The sequence below is a fragment of the Burkholderia sp. Ac-20392 genome (assembly GCF_017104585.1).
Lineage (GTDB): Bacteria > Pseudomonadota > Gammaproteobacteria > Burkholderiales > Burkholderiaceae > Burkholderia > Burkholderia lata.
Genome location: NZ_JAAGPB010000009.1, coordinates 1 through 21,662, shown reverse-complemented (window position 1 = coordinate 21,662; position 21,662 = coordinate 1). Strand labels below are relative to the sequence as shown.

The following is a 21,662-nucleotide window of genomic DNA, read 5'->3' as shown; positions in this document are numbered from 1 at the left end:
TCAGATCACTCCGTCATTGCGCAACTGCGACAGCTCGGCTTCGGAGCGTTTCAGCAGACCGCGGTAGATCTCGTCGTTGGCGGCGCCGAGTGCCTGCGCGGGCTGGTCGAACTGCACGGGCGTTCCCGACAGCTTGATCGGCAGCCCCATGCCCATCGCGTCGACATGGGCGAGGCCGGGGTGCTCCAGCTTGACGACAGCGCCACGCTCCCGCAGCGCCGGGTCATGCAGCACCTCCTGGGGCGAGCGCACTTTCGCGGCGGGAACGCCGCGTTTTTCCTGCAGTTCGCGGATGACTTCCGCGCTCGTGTGCTGCTGCGTCCATGCTTCGATGAGCGTGTTCAGCCCTGCCGCGTGCGTCATGCGCGGGCCGCGCGTGGCATAGCGCGGGTCGTTCAGCAGCTCGGGTTGTCCCATGGCTTCCGTGAGGCTCTGGAACCAGTCGGGCTGGAACGCGACGAGTGCGACGTGACCGTCTTTCGTGCGGTAGACGCCGAACGGCACCAGGCGGTCCTGGAAATTGCCCGAGCGCTTGGGGTAGCCATGTGCGTGGAAGATATCGAAATGCTCCTCGGCCACGAGCGATGCGAGGCAATCGAGCATGGACACCTGCACCTGTTGTCCCTCGCCCGTCTTGCCCCGATGAATCAGTGCGGCGAGGATGCCGTTCACCGCGAACAACGGCGCGATCATGTCGGCCATCGGAATCCCGATGCGCGTGGGCGGGCCGTCGGCGAACCCGGTCACGTCCATGATGCCGGACAGCGCCTGGACGATGATGTCCATGCCCTTGAGCTTCGGGTAGGGGCTTGGCTCGCCAAACGCCTTGACCGATGCATAGACGATCTTCGGATTGACCTGGCGCACGCTTTCGTAGTCCACGCCGAGTCGTGTCGTGACGCCTTCGCTCGCGTTCTCGATGACGACGTCGGATTCCCTGACCAGTTCCATGAACAGCGCTCGGCCCTGTTCGGATTTCAGGTCGAGCGTGATGCTTTTCTTGTTTCGCGCGCGGTTGAGGGTGGTCAACGACACTTCGTCGTCGCCCTTCACGCCGAAGTGGACGCCTTCGTTGCCGACGTACGGGGGATTGTTGCGCGCGATATCGCCGCCGCCGGGGGACTCGACACGAATGACTTCGGCGCCCAGGCCGCCAAGCAGCAGGGAGCCATAGGGGCCCGCGAGCGCGACGGTCAGGTCGAGTACGCGGATGCCTTCCAATGGTTTGGTAACTGACATACGTTGTCTCCGGAAAACCCGTGTGCGACCGCGGCCCGTCCTTGCTTCGACGGGCTCGCGTCCTCGACCGGTTTTTCTATTGGAACGTGGGCACCCGTCGATCGTCGGACCGACGGGTGCCCACGGCTCGTCAGTACGACTTGGGCAATCCGAGCTTGCGCTCGGCGATGTTCGACAGAATGAGTTGCGGGGTGACAGGGGCGATATAGCCGATCCACGCCTCCCGCATGAACCGCTCGACGTGATATTCCTTCGCGTAGCCGAAGCCGCCATGCGTGAGGATCGCGGTCTGGCATGCCTGCATGCAGGCCTCGGACGCCAGCAGCTTCGCGGCGTTCGCTTCCGAGCCGCAGGACAGCCCCTTGTCGTAGAGTTCGGCGGCGGCCAGCATCATGTGGTTGGCTGCCTCCAGCTCGGCCCAGTTGCGGGCCAGCGGATGCTGGACGCCCTGGTTCTGACCGATCTGACGACCGAACACGACACGATCCTTCGCGTATTGCGTCGCGAGCTTGAGTACGGCGCGGCCCATGCCGACCTGCTCGGCGGCAACGAAGACGCGCTCGGCGTTCATCCCGTGGAAGATGTAGCTCAGGCCCTTGCCTTCTTCGCCGATCAGCTCGTCCTTCGATACCGGCAGGTCGTCGATGAAGAGCTCGTTCGTATCGACGGCCGCGCGGCCGAGCTTGTCGATCTCGCGGATATCGACGTACTTGCGGTCGAGCTTCGTGTAGAACAGGCTCAACCCTTCGCTGTGCTTCTTGACCTGCTCGATCGGCGTGGTGCGCGCGAGGATCAGCATGTGGTCGGCCACTTGCGCGGTCGAGATGAAGACCTTCTTGCCCGAGATCAGGTAATTGCCGTCGGGCTGCTTCTTCGCGACGACCTTCAGCTTCGTGGTGTCGAGCCCGGTGTCCGGCTCGGTCACCGCGAAGCACGCCTTGTGCTCGCCGCGCGTGAACGGCGGCAGCCACGCCTTCTTCTGCGCGTCTGAGCCGAAATGCACGACCGGTTGCAGGCCGAAGATGTTCATGTGGATGGTGGACGCCGCGGCCTGGCCGCCGCATTCGGCTGCGGTGCGCAGAAAGAGGGCGGCTTCGGTCACGCCCAGGTTGGCGCCGCCAAACTCTTCCGGCATGCAGATGCCGAGCCAGCCGCCGCTCGCGACCGCGTCGAAGAACTCGTGCGGAAATTCGTGGTGCTTGTCCTTGTTGCGCCAGTATTCGAGCGGAAACTTCGCGCAGATTTTTTGCGCGGCGTCGACGATCGCCTGTTGGTCGTCGCTGAGTTGATAGTTCATGGTCTTCTCCGGTAGGGTCGAATTCAGGCGTGGTTGGCGGGATGCAGCAGCATCAGGCCGGTGCGCAATGCGGTGCACACGATCTCGTCGCGCTGGTTCTTCGCCACGTGCTTGAACTTGACGATGCCGGAGTCGTTGCGGCTCTTCGACAGCCGCGTTTCCAGGATTTCGGTCTCGACGCGAATCGTGTCGCCATGGAACGTCGGCTTCGGAAACGCGATTTCGCCGAAGCCGAGATTGCCGAGCGTCGTGCCGAGCGTGGTTTCGTACACGGTGATGCCGGCCACCAGCGCGAGCAGGAACATGCTGTTCACGAGGCGTTGGCCGTAGAGCGAGTCCTTGCTGTATTCGGCATCGATGTGCAGTGGCGCGCAGTTGTAGGTCATCGCGGAGAACAGCACGTTGTCCGTTTCGGTCACGGTGCGGCGGATCGCATGCTCGATCACCATGCCGGGCTTGAATTCTTCGAAGTAAAGGCCTGCCATTTTTTCTGTCTCCTTGGGTATCCGGGAAGCGATCAGCGATTGAACGACTCGGCGAGAGCGATGATTTCGCGCGCCGTCTTCGCGTGGGCGATGTCGATGTGCTCGCCGTCGTAGATGCACGATGCGCGCCCTTCGGCCTGGGCCTTGTCCAGCGCGTCGATCATGCCTTGATAGAACGCCACGTCCTCTTCGGTCGGGCTGTAGGTGCGGTTGACGATCTCGACGTTCGACGGGTGCAGCACCAGTTCGCCGCTCATGCCGAGCTGGCGGTCGTTCGCGGACGACACCCTGAGCCCGTCGAGGTCGCGCACCTGCTGCCACACGCCGCCGATCGGCAGCTTGCCGGCGGCGCGCGCGGCCATCACGACGCGCGATTTCAGGTAGTGGGTTTCGCGGCCTTCGAGCGACCACACGGTATTCAGTGCGCGCGCGACGTCGGCGTTCTTCGCGGTGGCGCCGACGATGGCCGGCACGCGCTCGTGCTGGGCAATCTCGTACGCCAGTTGCAATGCGCGCGCGGTTTCCAGCAGCGGAATCACCTTGGTATGGCCGACCGGGACGCCTGCGCGGTACTCGGCTTCGGCCAGCATCGACGACACCGTGTGGATGTCTTCCGGGCCACAGGGCTTCGAAATCACGATGCCTTCAAGCGCCGGGCTCACGATCGCGAGAATGTCGTCGAAGTCGTACAGGTGCGCGCTGCGGTTGATGCGCACCCAGATGCGCTGCTTCTGCTCGGCCAGCCACGCGAGCTTCGAGCGGACGATCTCGCGCGCCTCGACTTTCTGGGCGGGCGGCACGCTGTCCTCGAGATCGAGGATCAGCGCGTCGGCCTTCGATTCGATCGACTTCTCGATCCAGGTCGGTTTGTTACCGGGAACGAAGAGGAAGGAACGGATGCGTTTCGTTTGCGTCAACATGGTTGCATATGCCCAATTGATCGTCGTTCATCAGGCGATGGCCTGACTATTACGTCTGTTCAAAAGTCGGAACGCGTCGGCAGATGGCAACGTTCATGGGCTGTCTCCTGGGTGGGTGGCCTTGTCCGCAGCCATCGCATCGGTCGTTGCGACTATTACATTCGCAAGTCAGGCAGCAAGAAAGGCGTCGAGGCTTATGAAAAAAATAAGCATCGGTTATGGCGCGGCGCTTGCCCGGGAGATGAGGGGGACAACGAGGAATGCGCAAACGGGAAGCTGGCTCGGGATTTCAAGCCGTCCTGCTTGCTGTTTCCGGGGGGAATTCGGGGGGGATTTCGATGACGGCGCCTGGCGTCGTGCGCCCGATGTTCCGTCGCCACATGACACTGGACGCGAGAACCCGTGGATGCACGCAGGCGGCGCGGTGGCATGCTGTTACGGCTAAGACACCATGAGCGCCTACTCGCGCGTTGAGCCGCATGGATGCGGGCTTCCCGCGAGTCATCGGGCTACAGCAGGGTAGTCCGAAGTTTCTTCACATGATTCCGGCGCGTCAGACCAGCGCCGACACCCAATTGCGATAGGCGGTCTCTACCAGCTTGCGCAGCCAGATGTGACTGGCGTCGCGTTGAAATCGCTCGTGCCAGATCATGCGCGACGTGAGCGTTCCCACCTCGAACGGCACGGGATGCAACCGGACTGGAAACAGGGCCGTCAACTGCCGCCCGGCCGGTTCTCCGACCGTGCAGATCGCATCCGTCTTCACCACGGTCTGCGCCGCGACGAAATCGCTGGACACGCTGGCCACCGCGTTCCGGTGAATACCGGTGGCCTGCAGACGCTCGGAGATCGGGTCGGTGGTGTCGGCAATCCGGCGTACGCTGACATGCCGCCCGTCAATATAGTCCTGAAGCGTGAGGGGCGCCGAGGCCCATTTTCCCTGCGCCGACACCATGCACACCATCCGGTGTTCGGCGAGCCGTTGCTGACGCAACGACGGCGCGGCGCCTGCGAGGCTGCCGGCCGCGAGGTCGACTTCGCCTTGCTCGAGCATCGACAGCAATTGCGAGTGGTGTACACGGATCCCGCGGATACGGCATCGCGGCGCATGCAGCGCAAACTCGGCCGCGACGCTCGGCAGCACGGCAAACTCCGCAACCTCGGACAGGCTGACGATGAATTCCTGTTCGGCCGTCGCGGGATCGAAGCCGTCCGGCGGGCGCGAGAGCATGTCCAGGTCGCGAAGCAGGCGCGCAATGATGGGCTGCAGTGCGAGCATGCGTGGCGTCGGCTTCAGCATGTTGCCGCTCCGCACGAACAACTCGTCACCGAAGTGCTCGCGCAGCCTGCGGAGATTCTGGCTGATGGCGGGTTGCGTCACGCCAAGCGCGATCGCGGCCTTGGAGGCATTGCCGGTATCCAGGATCGCTTGCAGCGTCGCCACGAGGTTCAAGTCGATGCGGCCTGAACGCCCGGATTGCCTCGACCTATACAAAGACATAAGTGCCGATTATGTTTTTCATAAGCATGGGTGCCTTTCTTGTCAGCGAGCTTGCGCATGTAATAGCAGCCAATGACCAAGGCGATGGTTGCGCGCGGCAGTAGCCATCCATCACGGAGACAGCCATGACTACGATCGTCGAGCAATTGGCGAACTTTAGCACCAACACGCCATTTGACGACATTCCCGCCCTTGTCGTGGAGGAAGCCAAGCGACTGGTGCTCGACTCCATCGGATGCGCCCTGGCCGCCGCCAGCCATCCCAAGGGGCACATCGGCATCGAATATGGCAGGTCGATGGCGGGCCACGGGCAGGCCACGATCATCGGCACGCCGCATCGGGCTGCGGCACTGGGTGCCGCTGTCGCCAACGGAGAACTGATCAACGCACTCGACATGGATGCCGTCGTGCCGCCCGGTCACGTGACGCCGTATGTGTTGCCCGGTGCGCTGGCCATCGGCGAAACGACCGGGGCCTCCGGGCGTGACCTGATCCGGGCAATCGCGGTGTCGCATGAAATGTCCTGGCGCATCGGCAAGGCCATGGACTATTTGCGCGACGTGAAAGACGGCCGGCTCGACACCCCGAAAGTGTTCGGCTTCGCGAGTACGATCTTCGGGGCCACGGCGGCCATCGGCATGTTGCAGCGGCAGTCAGCCGACATGCTGGCGCATTCGTTGAGCATTGCCGGCTACGTCTCGCCGGTGCAGTCGATGATGGCCTTCTTTCATCACGCACCGAGCACGACGATCAAGTACACGATGGCTGCGGCGCTGGTGCAGTCGGCGATGCTGGCGGCGAACATGGGGTTGCTCGGCCACCGGGGCGACTTCCAACTGCTGGACGATGCAGAACATGGCTACGCCCGGTTCATCGGCACCCGGCGCTGGGCGCCGGAGCGGATCACGTCGGGCCTCGGTGAGACATGGGGCTTCGTATCCGAGCAACTGTACAAGCTCTATCCACACTGCCGCATCCTGCATGGGCCCCTCGACTGCCTGATCGATATCGTCGAGCGCAACGATATCCAGCCTGACGAAATCGAACGTATCGACCTGCTCGTCGAGGGGTTCGTCGAGAAGCCGACGTGGCTGACGCAGGATATCCGGCATGTTCATGACGGCCAGTTCAGCATTGCCCACGGCATGGCCATCGGTGCACATCGCCTGGCGCCGGGACGGGACTGGCAGGATCCCGCACATGTGTTCAGCCCGTCCGTGCTGAGCCTGATGAAGAAGGTCCGGCACCGGGTGCATCCGGATTACCTCAAGGAATTGTCGTCGCATGCGTCGGCGCGTCCGTCGCGGGTCGAGGTGACGGCGCGCGGCCAGACATTTGTGGCCGAGCGTCTCTATCCCAAGGGAAGCCCGTCGCCCGACCCGTCGAATCTGTTTTCCACCGACGAGCTGATCGCGAAGTTTCATCGGAACGCCGACGGCGTGATGTCGCGCGACCGGGCCGATGCCGTCGTCAACGCGGTGATGGCGCTGGATCGCGACTGCAACGTGACCGGGTTGATGGCGTTGGCCGTTCCAGCCGCTGCGTAGGCCGTCCGCGCACATACGACACATCGACAAGGAGACCCGGCATGAAATTCACGTATCTCGTCCTGACCAACCCGACGCCCGGGAACGACGAGGCATTCAATCGCTGGTACACGGAGCAACATGTGCCCGACGTACTGCGAGTCCCCGGCGTGGTGAGCGCTCAACGCTTCAGGCGCACGGAACAACAACGGGGATCGGGTGCGCAACCGTGGCAATACATGGCGCTTTATCAGTGCGATGCCGCCGAACCGCAAGTCGTCACGGACGGTATTCAAGCGCGGTACAACACGCACGAGATGCCGATCAGCGATACGTTGGCCGACGTGCGCTATGCCTGCTACTTTGAACCCGTTACCGACGTGGTCCGGAAGCCGGGCGATTGAGCGGCGGCGATCGTTTATGTGGGGGGATGTGTGGTGCGGCGCGCGCGGCCGTAGCCGCCGATCACTTCATTTTCCCGCGTTCAGCCTCGTGAATTCACCGCGGCTTCGTTGTCGGTTGCGGGTGTCGTCCATCAAAGCGACCGATTTATAGCGGAAACGGCAGAGACTTTACTGGACTCTGCGGAAGCAGCACGCCACTTCCACACACGATTGAATGACATATCGATGAAATCCGTCCTTCCGGATCGAAACATTCCATCGTAATTATATGATTCCAAAGCGATTTTGATAAAAATCAAAAATATATCGCACGAATGATCTGAGTGTTTGAAACCCTCAATACAATGATTCGCGACAGAAAGGCAAATCGGCCCTTTCACAGTTTCGCCCTGCGAAAAAATACGACCCGAGGTTTCGCGATGACGAATAGCGACGTGCGCGAGTCGCGCGTGTCCGGCAATGGCATGCGGCTGCTTGAAGGCAAACGAGGCATCGTCGTCGGACTGGCGAACGAGCAGAGCATCGCGTGGGGGTGCGCACGCGCCTTTCACGCAGCCGGTGCCGAGCTGGCCGTGACCTGGCAATCCGACCGCGCGTTGCCGTACGTCGAACCGTTGCTGGAACAACTGAAGCCGGCCATTGCGATGCCCGTCGACGTGAGTCGCACCGACCAGATGCGCGCGGTGTTCGACACGATCGGCGAGCAGTGGGGCGGCCTCGATTTTCTGCTGCATGCCGTGGCCTTCGCCCCCCGGGCCGACCTGCACGGGCGGGTCGTCGACAGTTCGCCGGAAGGGTTTGCGCTCGCGATGGACACCTCCTGCCACTCGTTCATCAGGATGGCGAAGCTTGCCGAGCCGTTGATGAGTTCCGGCGGCAGCCTGATGGCGATGACCTATATCGGCGCCGACCAGGTCATCGCCGAGTATGGCGTGATGGGGCCGGTCAAGGCGGCGCTGGAGGCCACCGTTCGCTACCTGGCCGTCGAACTGGGGCCGGCCGGCATTCGCGTGCATGCGGTGTCGCCCGGTGCATTGTCCACGCGGGCGGCCTCCGGGCTGCCGAACTTCGATCACCTGCTCGACGACACCGCACGGCGCGCGCCGTTGCGCCGGCCGCTCGACATCGACGACGTCGGCGCGCTGTGCACCTTTCTCGCCAGCGATGCCGCACGCGCGATGACCGGCGGCGTTCACTACATCGACGCCGGGATGCACGTGCTCGGCTGACGCGAGACGGCCGCTCCCGGAAAGCGTCGAGATTCACCTAGCCCCTCTGGAGAACAGTGTTATGGATGCTGCCACGCAACTGGCGCGCAGTCATGAGATCGCCGCGGAGATTGTCCACGTCCTGCAAAAGCGCACGCAGCACGCGCTCGAACAGTACGGGAAAAGGTTGAGCGAGGCATTCGACGGCAGCGACAGCCCCAGCCACGACCCGGGCGCCGCCCCATTCGCCACACCATTTTCGCCGCTGGGCGCATGGCATTACGCGGTCGACGCCGCGCAGCGCTCGCTGCTGTTCTGGGACACGCTGCGCGAGCGCGGCACGCAATTCGTCGAGCGCACGGCCCAGGGGCTCAAGCCGGTGCTGCATTTCGACTACGACGTCGTGCTCGACGGCCGGCAGTTCGAGCGGCCCGTCAATTACGCGCTCGTTCACATCCAGCCGCCGGACGGCGTGATCGTCGACGCCGCGAAGCGGCCTTACCTGATCATCGATCCGCGCGCGGGGCACGGCCCCGGGATCGGCGGCTTCAAGGACGATTCGCAGGTCGGCGTGGCGTTGCGCGCGGGGCATCCGGTGTACTTCGTCGTGTTCTTCCAGGAGCCCGAGCCCGGCCAGACGCTGCTCGACGTGTGCGCGGCGGAGCAGGCGTTCGTCCGGAAAGTGCGGGAACTGCATCCGGACAGCCTCAAGCCGGCCATCGTCGGCAACTGCCAGGGCGGCTGGGCCGCGATGATGCTCGCGAGCTCGTCGGCGGACGATACGGGCCCGATCGTCATCAACGGCGCCCCGATGTCGTACTGGAGCGGCGCGTGGAGCGAGGGGCCCGGCGACAATCCGATGCGCTATGCCGGCGGCCTGCTCGGCGGCACCTGGCTCGCGTCGTTCTCGTCGGACCTCGGGCACGGCAAGTTCGACGGCGCGTATCTGGTGCAGAACTTCGAGAACCTGAACCCGGCGAACACGTTGTGGGACAAGTATTACCACGTGTACGACAACATCGACACCGAGCCGCCGCGCTTCCTCGAGTTCGAGCGCTGGTGGGGCGGCTACTACCTGATGAACCGCGAAGAGATCGAATGGATCACGCGCAACCTGTTCATCGGCAACAAGCTCTGGTCCGGCGAGGTGCGGGACGGGGCGGGCAAGGCGTTCGACCTGCGCGAGATCCGCTCGCCGATCATCCTGTTCGCATCGATGGGCGACAATATCACGCCGCCGCAGCAGGCGTTCAACTGGGTCGCGGACATCTACGGCAGCACGGAGGAGATCAAGTCGCGCGGGCAGGTGATCATCGGCTTGATGGAGGAGGACGTGGGGCATCTCGGCATCTTCGTGTCGGGCAAGGTCGCGAAGAAGGAGCACGCCCAGATCGTCAGCGTGCTGGATGCCGTCGAAACGCTGCCGCCGGGCCTCTATGCGATGTCGATCGAAGAGGTGAAAGGCGCCGACGGAAAGGTCGCTTACGAGGTCACCTTCGCCGAGCACCGTCTCGAAGAGATCGCGCAGCACTTCAACCGTTTCGGGCGCAAGGACGAACATGCGTTCGAGGCTGTTGCCGAGCTGTCCGAATTCACGCAGCGCGCCTATGAACTGTTCATGCAGCCATTCGTGCAGCAGGCCTCGAACGAAACCACGGCACGCCTGTTGCGCGATTTTCATCCGCTGCGCTTTCAGCGCTGGGCGTTTTCAGACCTGAACCCGTGGCTTGGCTGGCTGAAGCCGGCCGCCGACACGGTCAAGGCGAACCGCCAGCCGGCCGACGATATCGAGCCGTGGCGCACGCTCGAACGCCGTGGCTCGGACGTCGTCAGCGCGTCGCTCGATTTTTTCCGTGCGATGCGCGATGCGAGCACCGAGTCGCTGTTCTTCACGCTGTACACGCAGCCGTTCATGCTGCATTTCGCGGAGCAGTATCGCGATCATCACGCGGCTGCGCCGGTGGCGACGGACCCTCGCGACCTCCCGTTCGTGAAGGATGCGCTCGCATCGATCGACCGGGGCGGCTACACCGAAGCGGTGGCGCGCGCAGCGTTTCTGCTCGAACGCAGCGGCGAGCCGTTTCCGCTGGCGCAGCTTGCGACCGAGCGTGAACTCGCCGAAACCTACGCCGAGTATCTGCCGGACCTGCCGGCCGACCAGTGGCGGCGCATCTATGGCGAGCAGGAAATCATCGCGACGTACGCGCCGCAGCAGGCCGTCGCCACGCTGCCGGCGCTGCTTGCCCGGCCGGAGGACCGCCAGCGGCTGCTGACGTTGCTGGACAAGCTGCTGGGCGATCCGCGCGTGCAAAGCGCGTCGGTGAGCGAGCAACAGTGGGCGGCCCTGCAACGCATCCGCGCGGTGCTGGGCGCAGCGCCCGCGAAGCGGCCGGCCAAGGGGCCGGTGGCGGCCCTCGATCGTGTGCAGTGACGGACAACAGCCAGGAACCGCGATGGAAAACAGACACGAGAAATATCACCGCCTCATCGAACACTGCGGGACGCTGGCGCCGATGCCGACGGCCGTCGTGCATCCGTGCGATCGAAGCTCGCTCGAGGGCGCGCTGGAGGCGGCGCGCAAGCGGCTGATCGAACCGATCCTGGTCGGCCCGCGTGCAAGAATCGAAGCGACCGCCGCGGCGTGCGGGCTGTCGATCAGCGATCACGAGATCGTCGATGCGCCGTACAGCGAGGCGTCTGCCGCGGCGGCGGTGCGGCTCGTGCGCGACGGGCGGGCGTCCGCACTGATGAAGGGCAGCCTGCACACCGATGAGCTCATGGCCGAAGTGGTGCGTCACGATGCCGGGTTGCGCACCGGCCGGCGCATCAGCCATTGCTTCGTCATGGACGTGCCCGCGCACGCCGATCCGCTGATCGTGACCGACGCGGCGATCAATATCGCGCCGACGCTCGAGGAAAAGGTCGACATCCTGCAGAACGCGATCGATCTCGCCCATGCGCTGGGATTTCCGCAGGTGCTCGTGGCGATCCTGTCGGCGATGGAGACGGTCAACCCGAAAGTGCCGTCGACGCTCGAAGCCGCCGCGCTGTGCAAGATGGTGGATCGGCGGCAGATTACCGGCGCGCTGGTCGACGGCCCGCTTGCGCTCGACAACGCGATCGATCCCGAGGCCGCACGCATCAAGCAGATCGATTCGCCGGTGGCCGGGCACGCGAACGTGCTGATGGTGCCGAACCTCGAAGCGGGCAACATGCTCGCCAAGAGCCTGTCGTTCCTGGCCGGCGCGGACGCGGCGGGGATCGTGCTCGGCGCGCGCGTGCCGATCATCCTGACGAGTCGCGCCGATTCGTTGATCACCCGGCTGGCTTCATGCGCGGTCGCGATGCTCGTCGCGAACGTGCAGCGCGAAGCGGCAACGCGCGCGGGGTGACGCGATGGCAGACGTGATTCTGGTATTGAACGCGGGCTCGTCGAGCATCAAGTTCTCCGCATTCGACGTGCAGCGCGACACGCTCGGGCTGATCGTGCACGGTCAGGTCGACGGTCTGTACACGGACACCGCGCACTTCAGCGCCGTCGACCATCACGCGGAACGTCACGAGCAGCAATGGGCCGGCGGCGAGTCGTTCGGCCATCACGAAGGGCTCGAGCAGATCGCCGCGTTCCTGGAAGCTCATCAGGAAGGACATCGTCTCGCGGCGGTGGGCCATCGCGTCGTGCACGGCGGGCAGCGCTTCAGCGGCCCGGTGCGCGTCACGCCCGAGATCGTGGCCGAGCTGGAAAAGCTCACGCCGCTCGCGCCGCTGCATCAACCGCACAACCTGACGCCGATTCGCATCCTCGAAACGGTGCAGCCCGGTATCGAGCAGGTGGCCTGCTTCGACACGGCGTTCCACTGCACACAGCCCGCGGTGACCCAGGCGTTCGCGCTGCCCGAGTCGATCACCAGCCGGGGCGTGCGCCGCTACGGCTTCCACGGGCTCTCGTACGAGTACATCGCGAGCGTGCTGCCCGACGTCGCGCCACCGGCGGCGCGCGGGCGCACGGTCGTCGCCCACCTCGGCAACGGCGCGAGCATGTGTGCGCTGGTTGCAGGCAAGAGCGTCGCGAGCACGATGGGGTTCACGGCCGTCGACGGGCTGCCGATGGGCACGCGTTGCGGCAACCTGGACCCGGGCGTCGTGCTGTTCCTGATGGAGGAACTCGGGATGGACGTGCGCGCCGTCGAGGATCTGATCTATCGGCGTTCCGGGCTGCTCGGCGTGTCCGGCATCTCGAGCGACATGCGGACCCTGCTCGCGAGCGACGATCCGCACGCGCGGTTCGCGATCGAGCTATACGTCTACCGCATCGCGCGTGAACTCGGGTCGCTTGCCGCCGCGATGGAGGGCATCGACGCCATCGTCTTCACGGCCGGGATCGGCGAGCATGCGGCGCCGATTCGCGAAGGGGTGATGCGCCGTGCGGCGTGGCTTGGCGTCGAGATCGATGTGGAAGCAAACAATTCCGGCGGGCCACTGGTTACGACGGCGTCGAGTCGCGTACCGGCATGGGTGATCCCGACCAACGAAGAACTGATGATCGCGCACCATACGCGCCGGTTGATCCGGTGACGGACGGATGAGCGAACAGGAAAAGGAGCCGTCATGGCCGAACTGTTGCTGGTCAATGTCGAAGAACATGCACGCGACGACGAGGTCGGCGCGTTCCTGACACGGTATGGATTCCCGCTGTTCGATTCGATCGAGCGCGTGCCGGCCGGGATCGGCGACCCGATCGCGCTGCTCCGGTTCAGCACGCTGTCGTCGGTGGCGCTCTACACGCTGCGCGCGCGGATCGATCACCTGTCGTGGCGGGGGCGGTCGATTCGTGCGCATATCCTGCCGGACCGGAAGGTGTGAGCGGCTTCTCGCGCCAGCGTAGTTGAAGGGGGGAATGCGGGCCGACTCCCCCGCAAGCAGGCGTCTCCAGCACGATTTTTGAATCGTCGTGTGTCGTGTTCGCACACAGATACGTTGGGATACAAAGCCTCGGGATGGATCGGATATAAATCCGGTGAAGCGATTCACACGGCGGCGCAGTGTCGGCGCCGCCGCCGAGAACGCCGATTCCCGAGCGCCCGCCCGTGCCGCGGGCCCCTTTCGTAGCGATCGACAATGGAGAACGAGTCATGCCTGAAACCGTGAACACCCGCCGCCGCCTGATCCTGGGTACGACGCTGGCCAGCCTGAGCCTCGCCGACCTCGGGTTCAGCGCCCTCGCGCATGCGCAGTCGGCGCCCGATGCCCCGCCTGCGAAGCGCACGGCCGGCGTCGCGTCGCTGGGCACGATTCACCAGATCGACGCGGGCGTGCTCAACGTCGGGTATGCGGACCTCGGGCCGAAGAACGGCCCCGTCGTGTTCCTGCTGCATGGCTGGCCGTACGACATCTACAGCTATGCGGAAGTCGCGCCGCTGCTCGTCGCGGCCGGCTATCGCGTGATCGTGCCGTACCTGCGCGGCTACGGGTCGACGACGTTCCGCTCGCCCGACACCGTGCGCAACGGCCAGCAGGCCGTGACGGCCGTCGACATCATCGCGCTGATGGACGCGCTGAAGATCGACCGCGCGGTGTTCGGCGGCTACGACTGGGGCGCGCGCACGGCCGACATCATCGCGGCGCTGTGGCCGCAGCGCGTGAAGGCGCTGGTATCCGTGAGCGGCTACCTGATCGGCAGCCAGGAGGCAAACCGCAAGCCGTTGCCGCCGCAGGCCGAGTTCCAGTGGTGGTATCAGTTCTACTTCACGACCGAGCGCGGTGCGCTGGGCTACGCGGCGAACCGCGACGCGTTCAACAAGCTGATCTGGCAACTCGCATCGCCGAAATGGCAGTTCTCCGACGAAACCTATGCCCGCTCGGCCGCGTCGTTCCAGAACCCCGATCACGTGGCGGTCGTGATCCACAACTATCGCTGGCGCCTCGGGCTCGCGAAGGGCGAGGCGCAGTACGACGACATCGAGCGGCGTCTTGCCGCTGGGCCTGCGATCACCGTGCCGACGATCACGATGGAAGGCGACGCGAACGGCGCGCCGCATCCGGAACCGGCCGCGTACGCGATGAAGTTCACGGGCAAGTACCAGCACCGGACGATCACCGGCGGCATCGGCCACAACCTGCCGCAGGAAGCGCCGCAGGCGTTCGCGGAGGCGATCCTGCAAGTGGAGCATCTGTGATGCGGGCACGTGTGGGCGTGGTGCGGCGCGGCGTTCGTCGAGCGTTCGTCGCCGGCGTGCTGCTGGCCGGCGCGTGGTCGGCGAGCGGTCCGGCCGCGTTGGCGGAGCAGCCGAAGCCGAAGCCGGCTGCCGCCGCGTCGCCGATCTACGGCGTGACGATCCCGCCCGGCTACCGGAAGTGGGAAATGGTCGCGCCGGCCGAAGAGGCCGCGCCGCTCGATGAACTACGGGTGGTGCTCGGCAATCCTGTCGCGATCCGTGCGCTCGAACAGGCGACGTTGCCGTTCCCGGACGGCACGATCCTCGTGAAGCTCGCGTACAAGCGCAAGCAGTCCGACGAGTTCGCGCCGGCGACGGTGCCGGGCCAGGCGACGACCGTGCAGGTGATGGTGAAGGACTCGCGCCGCTATGCATCGACGGGCGGCTGGGGCTTCGGGCGCTTCATCAACGGCGTGCCGGCCGATATCGGCCAGCATCAGACGTGCTTTGCGTGCCACCAGGCGCGCGTGAAGAACCACGACTACGTGTTCACGCGGCTTGCGCCGTGACGTACGTGGTGTGATGGGGTCGACGGAAAGGCGTGCCATGCGTGGCACGCCTTTTTTCATGGCGGGTTGGCTTTGGGGGAGCACGTCAGCGGATAACGCCAGCGAACGATGCGGCAGCCCGGTTTGTATCGCACTGTATCTGCGGCCGCTCCTGAAAAACTGGCATGCAGAAAGCCCCGGTTTCGGAAACATGGCAGATACGTGCGCGAGTTCTACTGTCGACATGCAGGAAACGTTCGATGCCAGACGATCTGGATCGGATGCCGAATGATCGACTGACCTACCTCTCTCAAGGAGAACCCTCATGAAAGCCGCTCGACTCCTCGCCGTTGCCGTCCTCGCTGCCATCCCCGCCTTGTCGTTCGCCGATACCGGCCACGGCCTCACACGTGCCGACGTGCGCGCCGAACTCGTCCGCCTGGAACAGGCCGGCTACAACCCGGCGCGCAGCGAACCGCATTACCCGGAAGACATCGCCGCCGCGCTGCAGGTCGCGCAGTCCGACCAGAACGGCCCGTCGAAGTCGCAAGGCGACAACGTGGCCGATGCGTCGACGCCTGCCGGCCATCGCGATGCCGCCCAATCGCGTTCCGCACGGAATGCAGCCGACGACCTGTACGCGCATTCGTGATCCGGTGCCGCGCCTGCAGCAGAGAGGCGCGGTTGCCCGTGCAGCACTTCATTTGAATAACACGACACAAATAGGAGCATGACGATGGCCGGTTTGATGAAACGCGTTCTGGTATCCGCCGCGGTGATCGGCGGACTGTTCGGTGCGGTGGCGGCGCAGGCTGCGCCGAAGGACGACCTGAAGGGCACGAACGTCGTGCTCGTGCACGGCGCGTTCGCCGACGGGTCGAGCTGGAACCGCGTGATTCCGCTGCTCGAGGCGCGCGGGCTGCACGTGGTGTCGGTGCAGAATCCGTTGAGCTCGCTCGCGGACGATGCGGCCGCCACGAAGCGCACGATCGACGCGCAGAAGGGGCCGGTCGTGCTGGTCGGCCATTCGTGGGCCGGCGTCGTGATCAGCGACGCGGGCAACGACGACAAGGTGAAGTCGCTCGTGTACGTCGCCGCGTTTGCGCCCGACAACGGCCAGTCGATCGCCGACGTCACGCAGGGGCTGCCGGCCCCCGCGTGGGCCGGCGAGCTGCGCAAGGACGCGGGCGGTTTCGCGACGCTGTCGGACAAGGCGATCGCGCAGGACTTCGCACCGGACCTGCCGCCTGCGCAGCAGCGCATCGTTGCGGCGACCCAGGGGCCGTGGTATAGCGGTTGCATCTCGGAGAAGGTCACGCAGGCCGCTTGGCATGCGAAGCCGTCGACGTTCGTCGTCGCGACGCAGGACAAGATGATCGACCCGACGCTTCAGGAAGCGATGGCGAAGCGGATCGGCGCGACGGTCACGCGTGTGAACGGCAGCCACGTGTCGATGCTGAGCCAGCCGAAGGCCGTGGCCGACGCGATCATCGCGGCCGCCGAACGCGCGAAGCAGGATACGCAGTGAGTGAACGCGGCGCCGCGCTCTCATGGGGAAGCGCGGCGCCATGAGTGATTGTGATGTCCTTCCAAAAGGAGAAGTCATGACGCAACTCTGGCAACTGCCGGCAACCGAACTCGCGAAACGCGTGCGGCATCGTGAGGTATCCGCGCGCGAAGTGGCCGACGCGGTGCTCGATCGTCTCGATGCGGTGAATCCGGCGATCAACGCGGTGATCGAACACCGGCCCGACGAGGTACGGCAGCAGGCCGACGCAGTCGATCGCGCGATCGCGCGCGGCGACGATCCGGGGCCGCTCGCGGGCGTGCCGGTCACGGTGAAGATCAATGTCGACCAGGCGGGATTCGCGACGACCAACGGCACGCGTTTGCAGGAGAACCTGATCGCGCAAGCCGACAGTCCGGTGGTCAGCAACATCAGAAAGGCCGGTGCGATCCTGCTCGGCCGCACCAATTCACCGACGTTCGCGTTGCGCTGGTTCACGTCGAATCTCGTGCACGGCCACACGCGTAATCCGCGCAATCCTTCGCTGACACCGGGCGGATCGAGCGGCGGCGCGGCGGCGGCCGTAGCCGCCGGGATCGGGCCGCTTGCCGTCGGGACCGACATCGGAGGTTCGGTGCGTTATCCGGCCTACGCGTGCGGCGTGCACGGAATCCGGCCGTCGCTCGGACGTGTGCCGGCGTTCAATGCGTCATCGCCCGAGCGTGCGATCGGCGCGCAGCTGATGTCGACGGCGGGGCCGATTGCACGCACGATCGACGATCTCTCGCTCGCGCTGCGTGTATTCGCCGCGCCGGACCCGCGCGATCCGTGGCACGTGGCGGTGCCGTTCGACGGGCGCGAGGTGCCGAAGCGCGCGGCGCTGTGCGTGCGGCCGGGTGGCTTGCAGGTCGTACCTGAAGTGGAGGCCGCGTTGCGCGACGCCGCGCAACGGCTCGTCGATGCGGGTTGGACCGTCGACGAAATCGACGACACGCCGCCGATGCGCGAAGCAGCACTGTTGCAGGAGCAACTCTGGCTCGGTGACGGATTCGATGCATTGACGAGCGCGGCCGTGAAAGACGGCGATCCGGGTGCGGCTGCCGTGGTCGAGGCCGTGCGCGGCAAGGTACGCGATTTGCCGGCCGACGTGATCAGTCGCGCGCTCGTCCGGCGCACGACGCTGACGCGGCAGTGGCGGCTGTTCCTCGACGAATATGCGGCCGTGCTGCTGCCGGTGTCGTCGGAGCTGCCGTTCCCGGACGATCTCGACCGGCAGGGGCAGGACGGGTTCGATCGCGTGTGGGAAGCGCAGCTCACGTTGCGCGCGCTGCCGGCGATGGGGCTGCCGGGGCTGGCCGTGACGACGGCGCTCGTGAACGGCGTGCCGGTCGGTGTGCAGGTGGTCGCCGCGCATCACCGCGAGGATCTGTGCCTGCTGGCCGGGCGCGATATCGAAGCGCGCGGCGTGCCGGTCGCACCAGTCGACCCGGTGCAGTAACCGGTCGGCGGAAGGCGAATGCATCGGCGATGCCCGTCCGGCATCGTGCCGATGCATTTCGACAGCCAGCCGGATTTCATCAGTCGTCCCTGCATGCGCGCCCGTGCATGCACTCCGTTTCGGATTCCGTTGCAACGCGTCGTACGCCGCGTTGATCGTCCCCCGCCATGCCTTTCAAAGTCCTTCGATGCGTGACATCGAACGGTCGCCAGTCTTCCCGTCCTGCTCGCCCGCGAACCCGCCCCGATAGCGCGCGTCTGCTATTGCATTCTTCGCGCCGCTGATTAGGAAATGAATTTTTATTGGTTCTGCTTGCCCGGCCGCACTCGCATAGTGGCGTTGACGGCTATAGACAGCATGCAAGCTGCAACGGCCGCATTCCCGGTGTTTTTTGATCATACGAATCAACGAAAACAAGGAAGTGTCATGACGGTTGCATTGGAAGAACGAACCGCTGCGCAGCAGGCGCTCGAAGACGCGCGCGCAGCGGCGGCGGCGGCCGGCACGCCCTATGCGGGCGGCGTCGCGCCGGGAGCGGCGTGGGCGCTGTTCTCGTCCGGCGATGCGTTGCTGGTGGACGTACGCACCGCCGAGGAACGGAAATTCGTCGGCCATGTGCCGGCGTCGCTGCACGTGCCGTGGGCAACGGGCACGAGCCTGACGCGCAACCCGCGCTTCGTGCGCGAACTGGAAGCGAAGACCGGCAAGACGGCCGTCGTGTTGCTGTTGTGCCGCAGCGGCAACCGCTCGGCGCAGGCGGCCGAGGCCGCGACGAAGGGGGGCTTGACGCAGGTATTCAACGTGCTCGAAGGGTTCGAGGGCGACCTCGACGAGCGACAGCATCGCGGCGGCAGCAACGGCTGGCGTTTTCGCGGCCTGCCGTGGGCGCAGGACTGATTCACGGCCGTTACAGGGAGAAAGCAGCATGGCCGCATTCGACATCGACGACATCGTTCAATCGCTGCAGAGCGTGCGCCGCGCATGGCGCGAGAAGCAGCGGCGCTCGCTCGAACCGGGCGGGCGCGACCTGCCGGCGCGCGAGGCGCTCGCGCAGATCATCGGCGCGCTGAAGGGCGTGCTGTTCCCGATGCGGCTCGGGCCGCCCGACCTGCGCCAGGAGAGCGAGAACTTTCACGTGGCCCATGCGCTCGACACCGCGCTGAATGCGCTGCTCGCGCAGGTGAAACTGGAATTGCGCTATGCGGCGCGGCAGCGCAATGCCGATGCGTCGGTCGACAACGTCGACGAAGTGGCGTCGACGGCCGTGCAGGCATTCGCCGCGCGCCTGCCCGAGATTCGCCGGCTGCTCGACAGCGACGTGCTGGCCGCCTTCCACGGCGATCCGGCGGCCGGCAGCGTCGACGAGGTGCTGCTGTGCTACCCGGGCATCCTCGCGATGATCCACCACCGGCTCGCGCACGAGCTGTACGGGCTTGGCCTGCCACTGCTCGCACGGATCATCGCCGAGCAGGCGCATGCGGAGACGGGCATCGACATTCATCCGGGCGCGCGCATCGGCGCGGGCTTCTTCATCGACCACGGCACCGGCGTCGTGATCGGCGAGACGGCGATCATCGGCGAGCGTGTGCGCGTGTACCAGGCCGTCACGCTTGGTGCGAAGCGCTTTCCGCGCGACGCGGCCGGCCACCTGGAGAAAGGGTTGGCGCGCCATCCGATCGTCGAGGACGACGTGGTGATCTATGCGGGCGCAACGATCCTCGGCCGCGTGACGATCGGGCGCGGCGCGGTGATCGGCGGCAACGTGTGGCTCACGCAGGACGTGCCGGCCGGCGCGAACATCACGCAGGCCGTGCTGCGCAGCGAAGCGAACACCGCACCGCGCGCGGCAGCGCGTGTCGCCTAGGAGGCGCGATGAGCGACCTCATCCATCACTTCGGCGCCAACGTGCGCAAGCTGCGCGAAGCGCGCACGTGGTCGCAGGAGCAGCTGGCCGAGCATGCGGGGCTGAACCGCTCGTATGTCGGCGAGATCGAGCGCGGCGAGGCGATCGCGTCGATCGTCACGGCCGACAAGATCGCGCGTGCGTTCGACGTGTCGATCTCGACGCTGCTGCCGGGCGCGTACGTCACCTGAGGCTGCCCCGTTCCGTTTCCCCTTCGGTTGCACGCGACATGACGGCTATAGCATGTTGAGCCGGCAGGTGCGTGCTTCCGATAATCACTGAGCGTCATAAGCAATCCCGTTTTTCATCTAAAGAACCCGGAGCCACACATGTCGACCGTTGCAAGCGGCACGGCCGCGCTGAGCGATCACGCCGCCCGCCAACTAGCGAACGCTACCAAGACCGTCCCCCAGCTTTCCACGATCACGCCGCGCTGGCTGACCCACCTGCTGCAATGGGTGCCGGTCGAGGCGGGCATCTATCGCCTGAACCAGGTGAAGAACCCGGAAGCCGTGCGCGCCGCGTGCACGCAGCTCGAGGACGAAAGCGTGCTGCCGCAGACCTTCGTGCCGTACGAGGAACAGCCGCGCGAGTATTTCCTGAACGCGGTGAGCACGGTGCTCGACGTGCATACGCGGATCTCCGATCTTTACAGCAGTCCTCACGACCAGATCAAGGAACAGCTGCGCCTGACGATCGAGACGATCAAGGAGCTGCAGGAAAGCCAGCTGATCAACAACCCCGACTACGGGCTGCTCGCCAACGTGACCGACGAACAGCGGATCTTCCCGCTGACGGGGGCGCCGACGCCGGACGATCTCGACGAGCTGCTGACCAAGGTGTGGAAGGAGCCTGCGTTCTTCCTCACGCACCCGCTCGCGATCGCCGCGTTCGGCCGCGAATGCACGCGGCGCGGCGTGCCGCCGCCGACGGTCAGCCTGTTCGGCTCGCAGTTCCTCACGTGGCGCGGCATTCCGCTGATCCCGTCGGACAAGGTGCCGGTCGCGGACGGCAAGACCAAGATCCTGCTGCTGCGCGTCGGCGACAAGCGCCAGGGCGTGGTCGGCCTCTATCAGCCGGGCGTCGCGGGCGAGCAGGGCCCGGGCCTGTCGGTGCGCTTCATGGGGATCAACAACCAGGCGATCGCGTCGTACCTGATCTCGCTGTATTGCTCGCTCGCGGTCCATTCGCCGGATGCGCTGGCTGTCCTCGATGATGTCGAAATCGCCAAGTTCCATGACTATCCCGACACCTACCGTTAATCCCGGCCTGGCCGGCGGCGACGCGCACGCGCTGCCGCACGCGCCGCTGCCGGCCGGTTTGCCCGACCCGGCGACGCTTGCGCGGCTCGCGTCCGAGTTCTTCGCGACGCCGCCCGGGCAAGCCACCGCGCCCGGGCTGTCGGCAGGCAGCGGCGCGGTCGGCGGCGTGCCGTCGGCGTTGCCGGCCGCCGCGCCGATCCTCGCATCGG

General features: G+C 65.5%; 21 protein-coding genes and 1 pseudogene. 17 read left to right on the top strand and 5 right to left on the bottom strand.

The genetic code is table 11. The features are described from left to right. The 5 genes from G3N99_RS02200 to G3N99_RS02180 all read right to left on the bottom strand — a co-directional run bounded on the left by G3N99_RS02200 (position 1) and on the right by G3N99_RS02180 (position 5,385). On the bottom strand, positions 1 to 1,239 hold the full coding sequence (locus tag G3N99_RS02200) for a CaiB/BaiF CoA-transferase family protein (protein ID WP_206121525.1): 1,239 nt from the start codon (positions 1,237 to 1,239) through the stop codon (positions 1 to 3). A gap of 130 nt (positions 1,240 to 1,369) precedes the next feature. After that, the gene (locus tag G3N99_RS02195; RefSeq protein WP_174940127.1) at positions 1,370 to 2,536 is read right to left on the bottom strand and encodes an acyl-CoA dehydrogenase family protein; all 1,167 of its coding nucleotides are present in this window, start codon (positions 2,534 to 2,536) and stop codon (positions 1,370 to 1,372) included. Positions 2,537 to 2,559: 23 nt separating this feature from the next. Continuing rightward, entirely contained in the window at positions 2,560 to 3,021 is a 462-nt protein-coding gene (locus G3N99_RS02190) for a MaoC family dehydratase (RefSeq protein ID WP_206121524.1), read from the bottom strand. Between the two features lie 32 nt (positions 3,022 to 3,053). Next, positions 3,054 to 3,941, bottom strand: a complete 888-nt coding sequence (locus tag G3N99_RS02185; RefSeq protein WP_174940129.1) for a CoA ester lyase — start codon at positions 3,939 to 3,941, stop codon at positions 3,054 to 3,056. A 553-nt stretch (positions 3,942 to 4,494) separates the two neighbouring features. Then, on the bottom strand, positions 4,495 to 5,385 hold the full coding sequence (locus G3N99_RS02180) for a LysR family transcriptional regulator (RefSeq protein WP_254601520.1): 891 nt from the start codon (positions 5,383 to 5,385) through the stop codon (positions 4,495 to 4,497). Between the two features lie 182 nt (positions 5,386 to 5,567). Between G3N99_RS02180 and G3N99_RS02175 the strand changes: the two genes are divergently transcribed. The 17 genes and pseudogenes from G3N99_RS02175 to G3N99_RS02095 form a co-directional block, all read left to right on the top strand. Then, positions 5,568 to 6,989 carry an MmgE/PrpD family protein gene (locus G3N99_RS02175; RefSeq protein WP_206121523.1) on the top strand — a complete coding sequence of 474 codons (1,422 nt, stop codon included), beginning with the start codon at positions 5,568 to 5,570 and terminating at the stop codon, positions 6,987 to 6,989. 41 nt (positions 6,990 to 7,030) lie between these two features. Then, a complete protein-coding gene (locus tag G3N99_RS02170) occupies positions 7,031 to 7,372 on the top strand; it encodes a DUF4286 family protein (RefSeq protein WP_174940135.1) in 342 nt (113 codons plus the stop codon). A 464-nt stretch (positions 7,373 to 7,836) separates the two neighbouring features. Then, positions 7,837 to 8,601, top strand: a complete 765-nt coding sequence (gene fabI / locus G3N99_RS02165) for an enoyl-ACP reductase FabI (protein WP_206121546.1) — start codon at positions 7,837 to 7,839, stop codon at positions 8,599 to 8,601. Between the two features lie 61 nt (positions 8,602 to 8,662). Beyond that, positions 8,663 to 11,011 (top strand): DUF3141 domain-containing protein, encoded by a 2,349-nt coding sequence (locus G3N99_RS02160; RefSeq protein ID WP_206121522.1) that lies wholly within the window; start codon positions 8,663 to 8,665, stop codon positions 11,009 to 11,011. Beyond that, entirely contained in the window at positions 11,001 to 11,972 is a 972-nt protein-coding gene (locus G3N99_RS02155) for a phosphate acetyltransferase (RefSeq protein ID WP_302479388.1), read from the top strand. The genes G3N99_RS02160 and G3N99_RS02155 overlap by 11 nt, the downstream gene beginning before the upstream one ends. Positions 11,973 to 11,976: 4 nt before the next feature. Then, positions 11,977 to 13,155 carry an acetate/propionate family kinase gene (locus G3N99_RS02150; protein WP_206121521.1) on the top strand — a complete coding sequence of 393 codons (1,179 nt, stop codon included), beginning with the start codon at positions 11,977 to 11,979 and terminating at the stop codon, positions 13,153 to 13,155. A gap of 33 nt (positions 13,156 to 13,188) precedes the next feature. Then, a complete protein-coding gene (locus G3N99_RS02145) occupies positions 13,189 to 13,443 on the top strand; it encodes an RNA-binding protein (RefSeq protein ID WP_124581688.1) in 255 nt (84 codons plus the stop codon). Positions 13,444 to 13,712: 269 nt separating this feature from the next. Next, the gene (locus tag G3N99_RS02140; RefSeq protein ID WP_206121520.1) at positions 13,713 to 14,756 is read left to right on the top strand and encodes an alpha/beta hydrolase; all 1,044 of its coding nucleotides are present in this window, start codon (positions 13,713 to 13,715) and stop codon (positions 14,754 to 14,756) included. After that, entirely contained in the window at positions 14,756 to 15,304 is a 549-nt protein-coding gene (locus G3N99_RS02135) for a cytochrome P460 family protein (RefSeq protein WP_174981663.1), read from the top strand. Before G3N99_RS02140 ends, G3N99_RS02135 begins: the two co-directional genes overlap by 1 nt. A 304-nt stretch (positions 15,305 to 15,608) precedes the next feature. Then, positions 15,609 to 15,935 carry a DUF4148 domain-containing protein gene (locus G3N99_RS02130; RefSeq protein ID WP_174940148.1) on the top strand — a complete coding sequence of 109 codons (327 nt, stop codon included), beginning with the start codon at positions 15,609 to 15,611 and terminating at the stop codon, positions 15,933 to 15,935. Positions 15,936 to 16,019: 84 nt separating this feature from the next. Continuing rightward, entirely contained in the window at positions 16,020 to 16,811 is a 792-nt protein-coding gene (locus G3N99_RS02125) for an alpha/beta hydrolase (protein ID WP_174940150.1), read from the top strand. 76 nt (positions 16,812 to 16,887) lie between these two features. Further along, positions 16,888 to 18,288, top strand: a complete 1,401-nt coding sequence (locus G3N99_RS02120; RefSeq protein ID WP_206121519.1) for an amidase family protein — start codon at positions 16,888 to 16,890, stop codon at positions 18,286 to 18,288. Between the two features lie 426 nt (positions 18,289 to 18,714). Then, the gene (locus G3N99_RS02115) at positions 18,715 to 19,185 is read left to right on the top strand and encodes a rhodanese-like domain-containing protein (protein WP_206121518.1); all 471 of its coding nucleotides are present in this window, start codon (positions 18,715 to 18,717) and stop codon (positions 19,183 to 19,185) included. 28 nt (positions 19,186 to 19,213) lie between these two features. Beyond that, positions 19,214 to 20,152, top strand: coding sequence for a serine O-acetyltransferase EpsC (gene epsC / locus G3N99_RS02110; RefSeq protein ID WP_174938216.1), 939 nt, complete (start codon positions 19,214 to 19,216; stop codon positions 20,150 to 20,152). 8 nt (positions 20,153 to 20,160) lie between these two features. Further along, positions 20,161 to 20,382, top strand: a complete 222-nt coding sequence (locus G3N99_RS02105; RefSeq protein WP_011356215.1) for a helix-turn-helix transcriptional regulator — start codon at positions 20,161 to 20,163, stop codon at positions 20,380 to 20,382. 138 nt (positions 20,383 to 20,520) lie between these two features. Further along, a complete protein-coding gene (locus G3N99_RS02100; RefSeq protein ID WP_006479760.1) occupies positions 20,521 to 21,453 on the top strand; it encodes a family 2A encapsulin nanocompartment shell protein in 933 nt (310 codons plus the stop codon). Further along, positions 21,428 to 21,662: pseudogene (locus G3N99_RS02095) on the top strand (cysteine desulfurase); the annotation flags it as partial. The gene G3N99_RS02100 and the pseudogene G3N99_RS02095, both read left to right, overlap by 26 nt.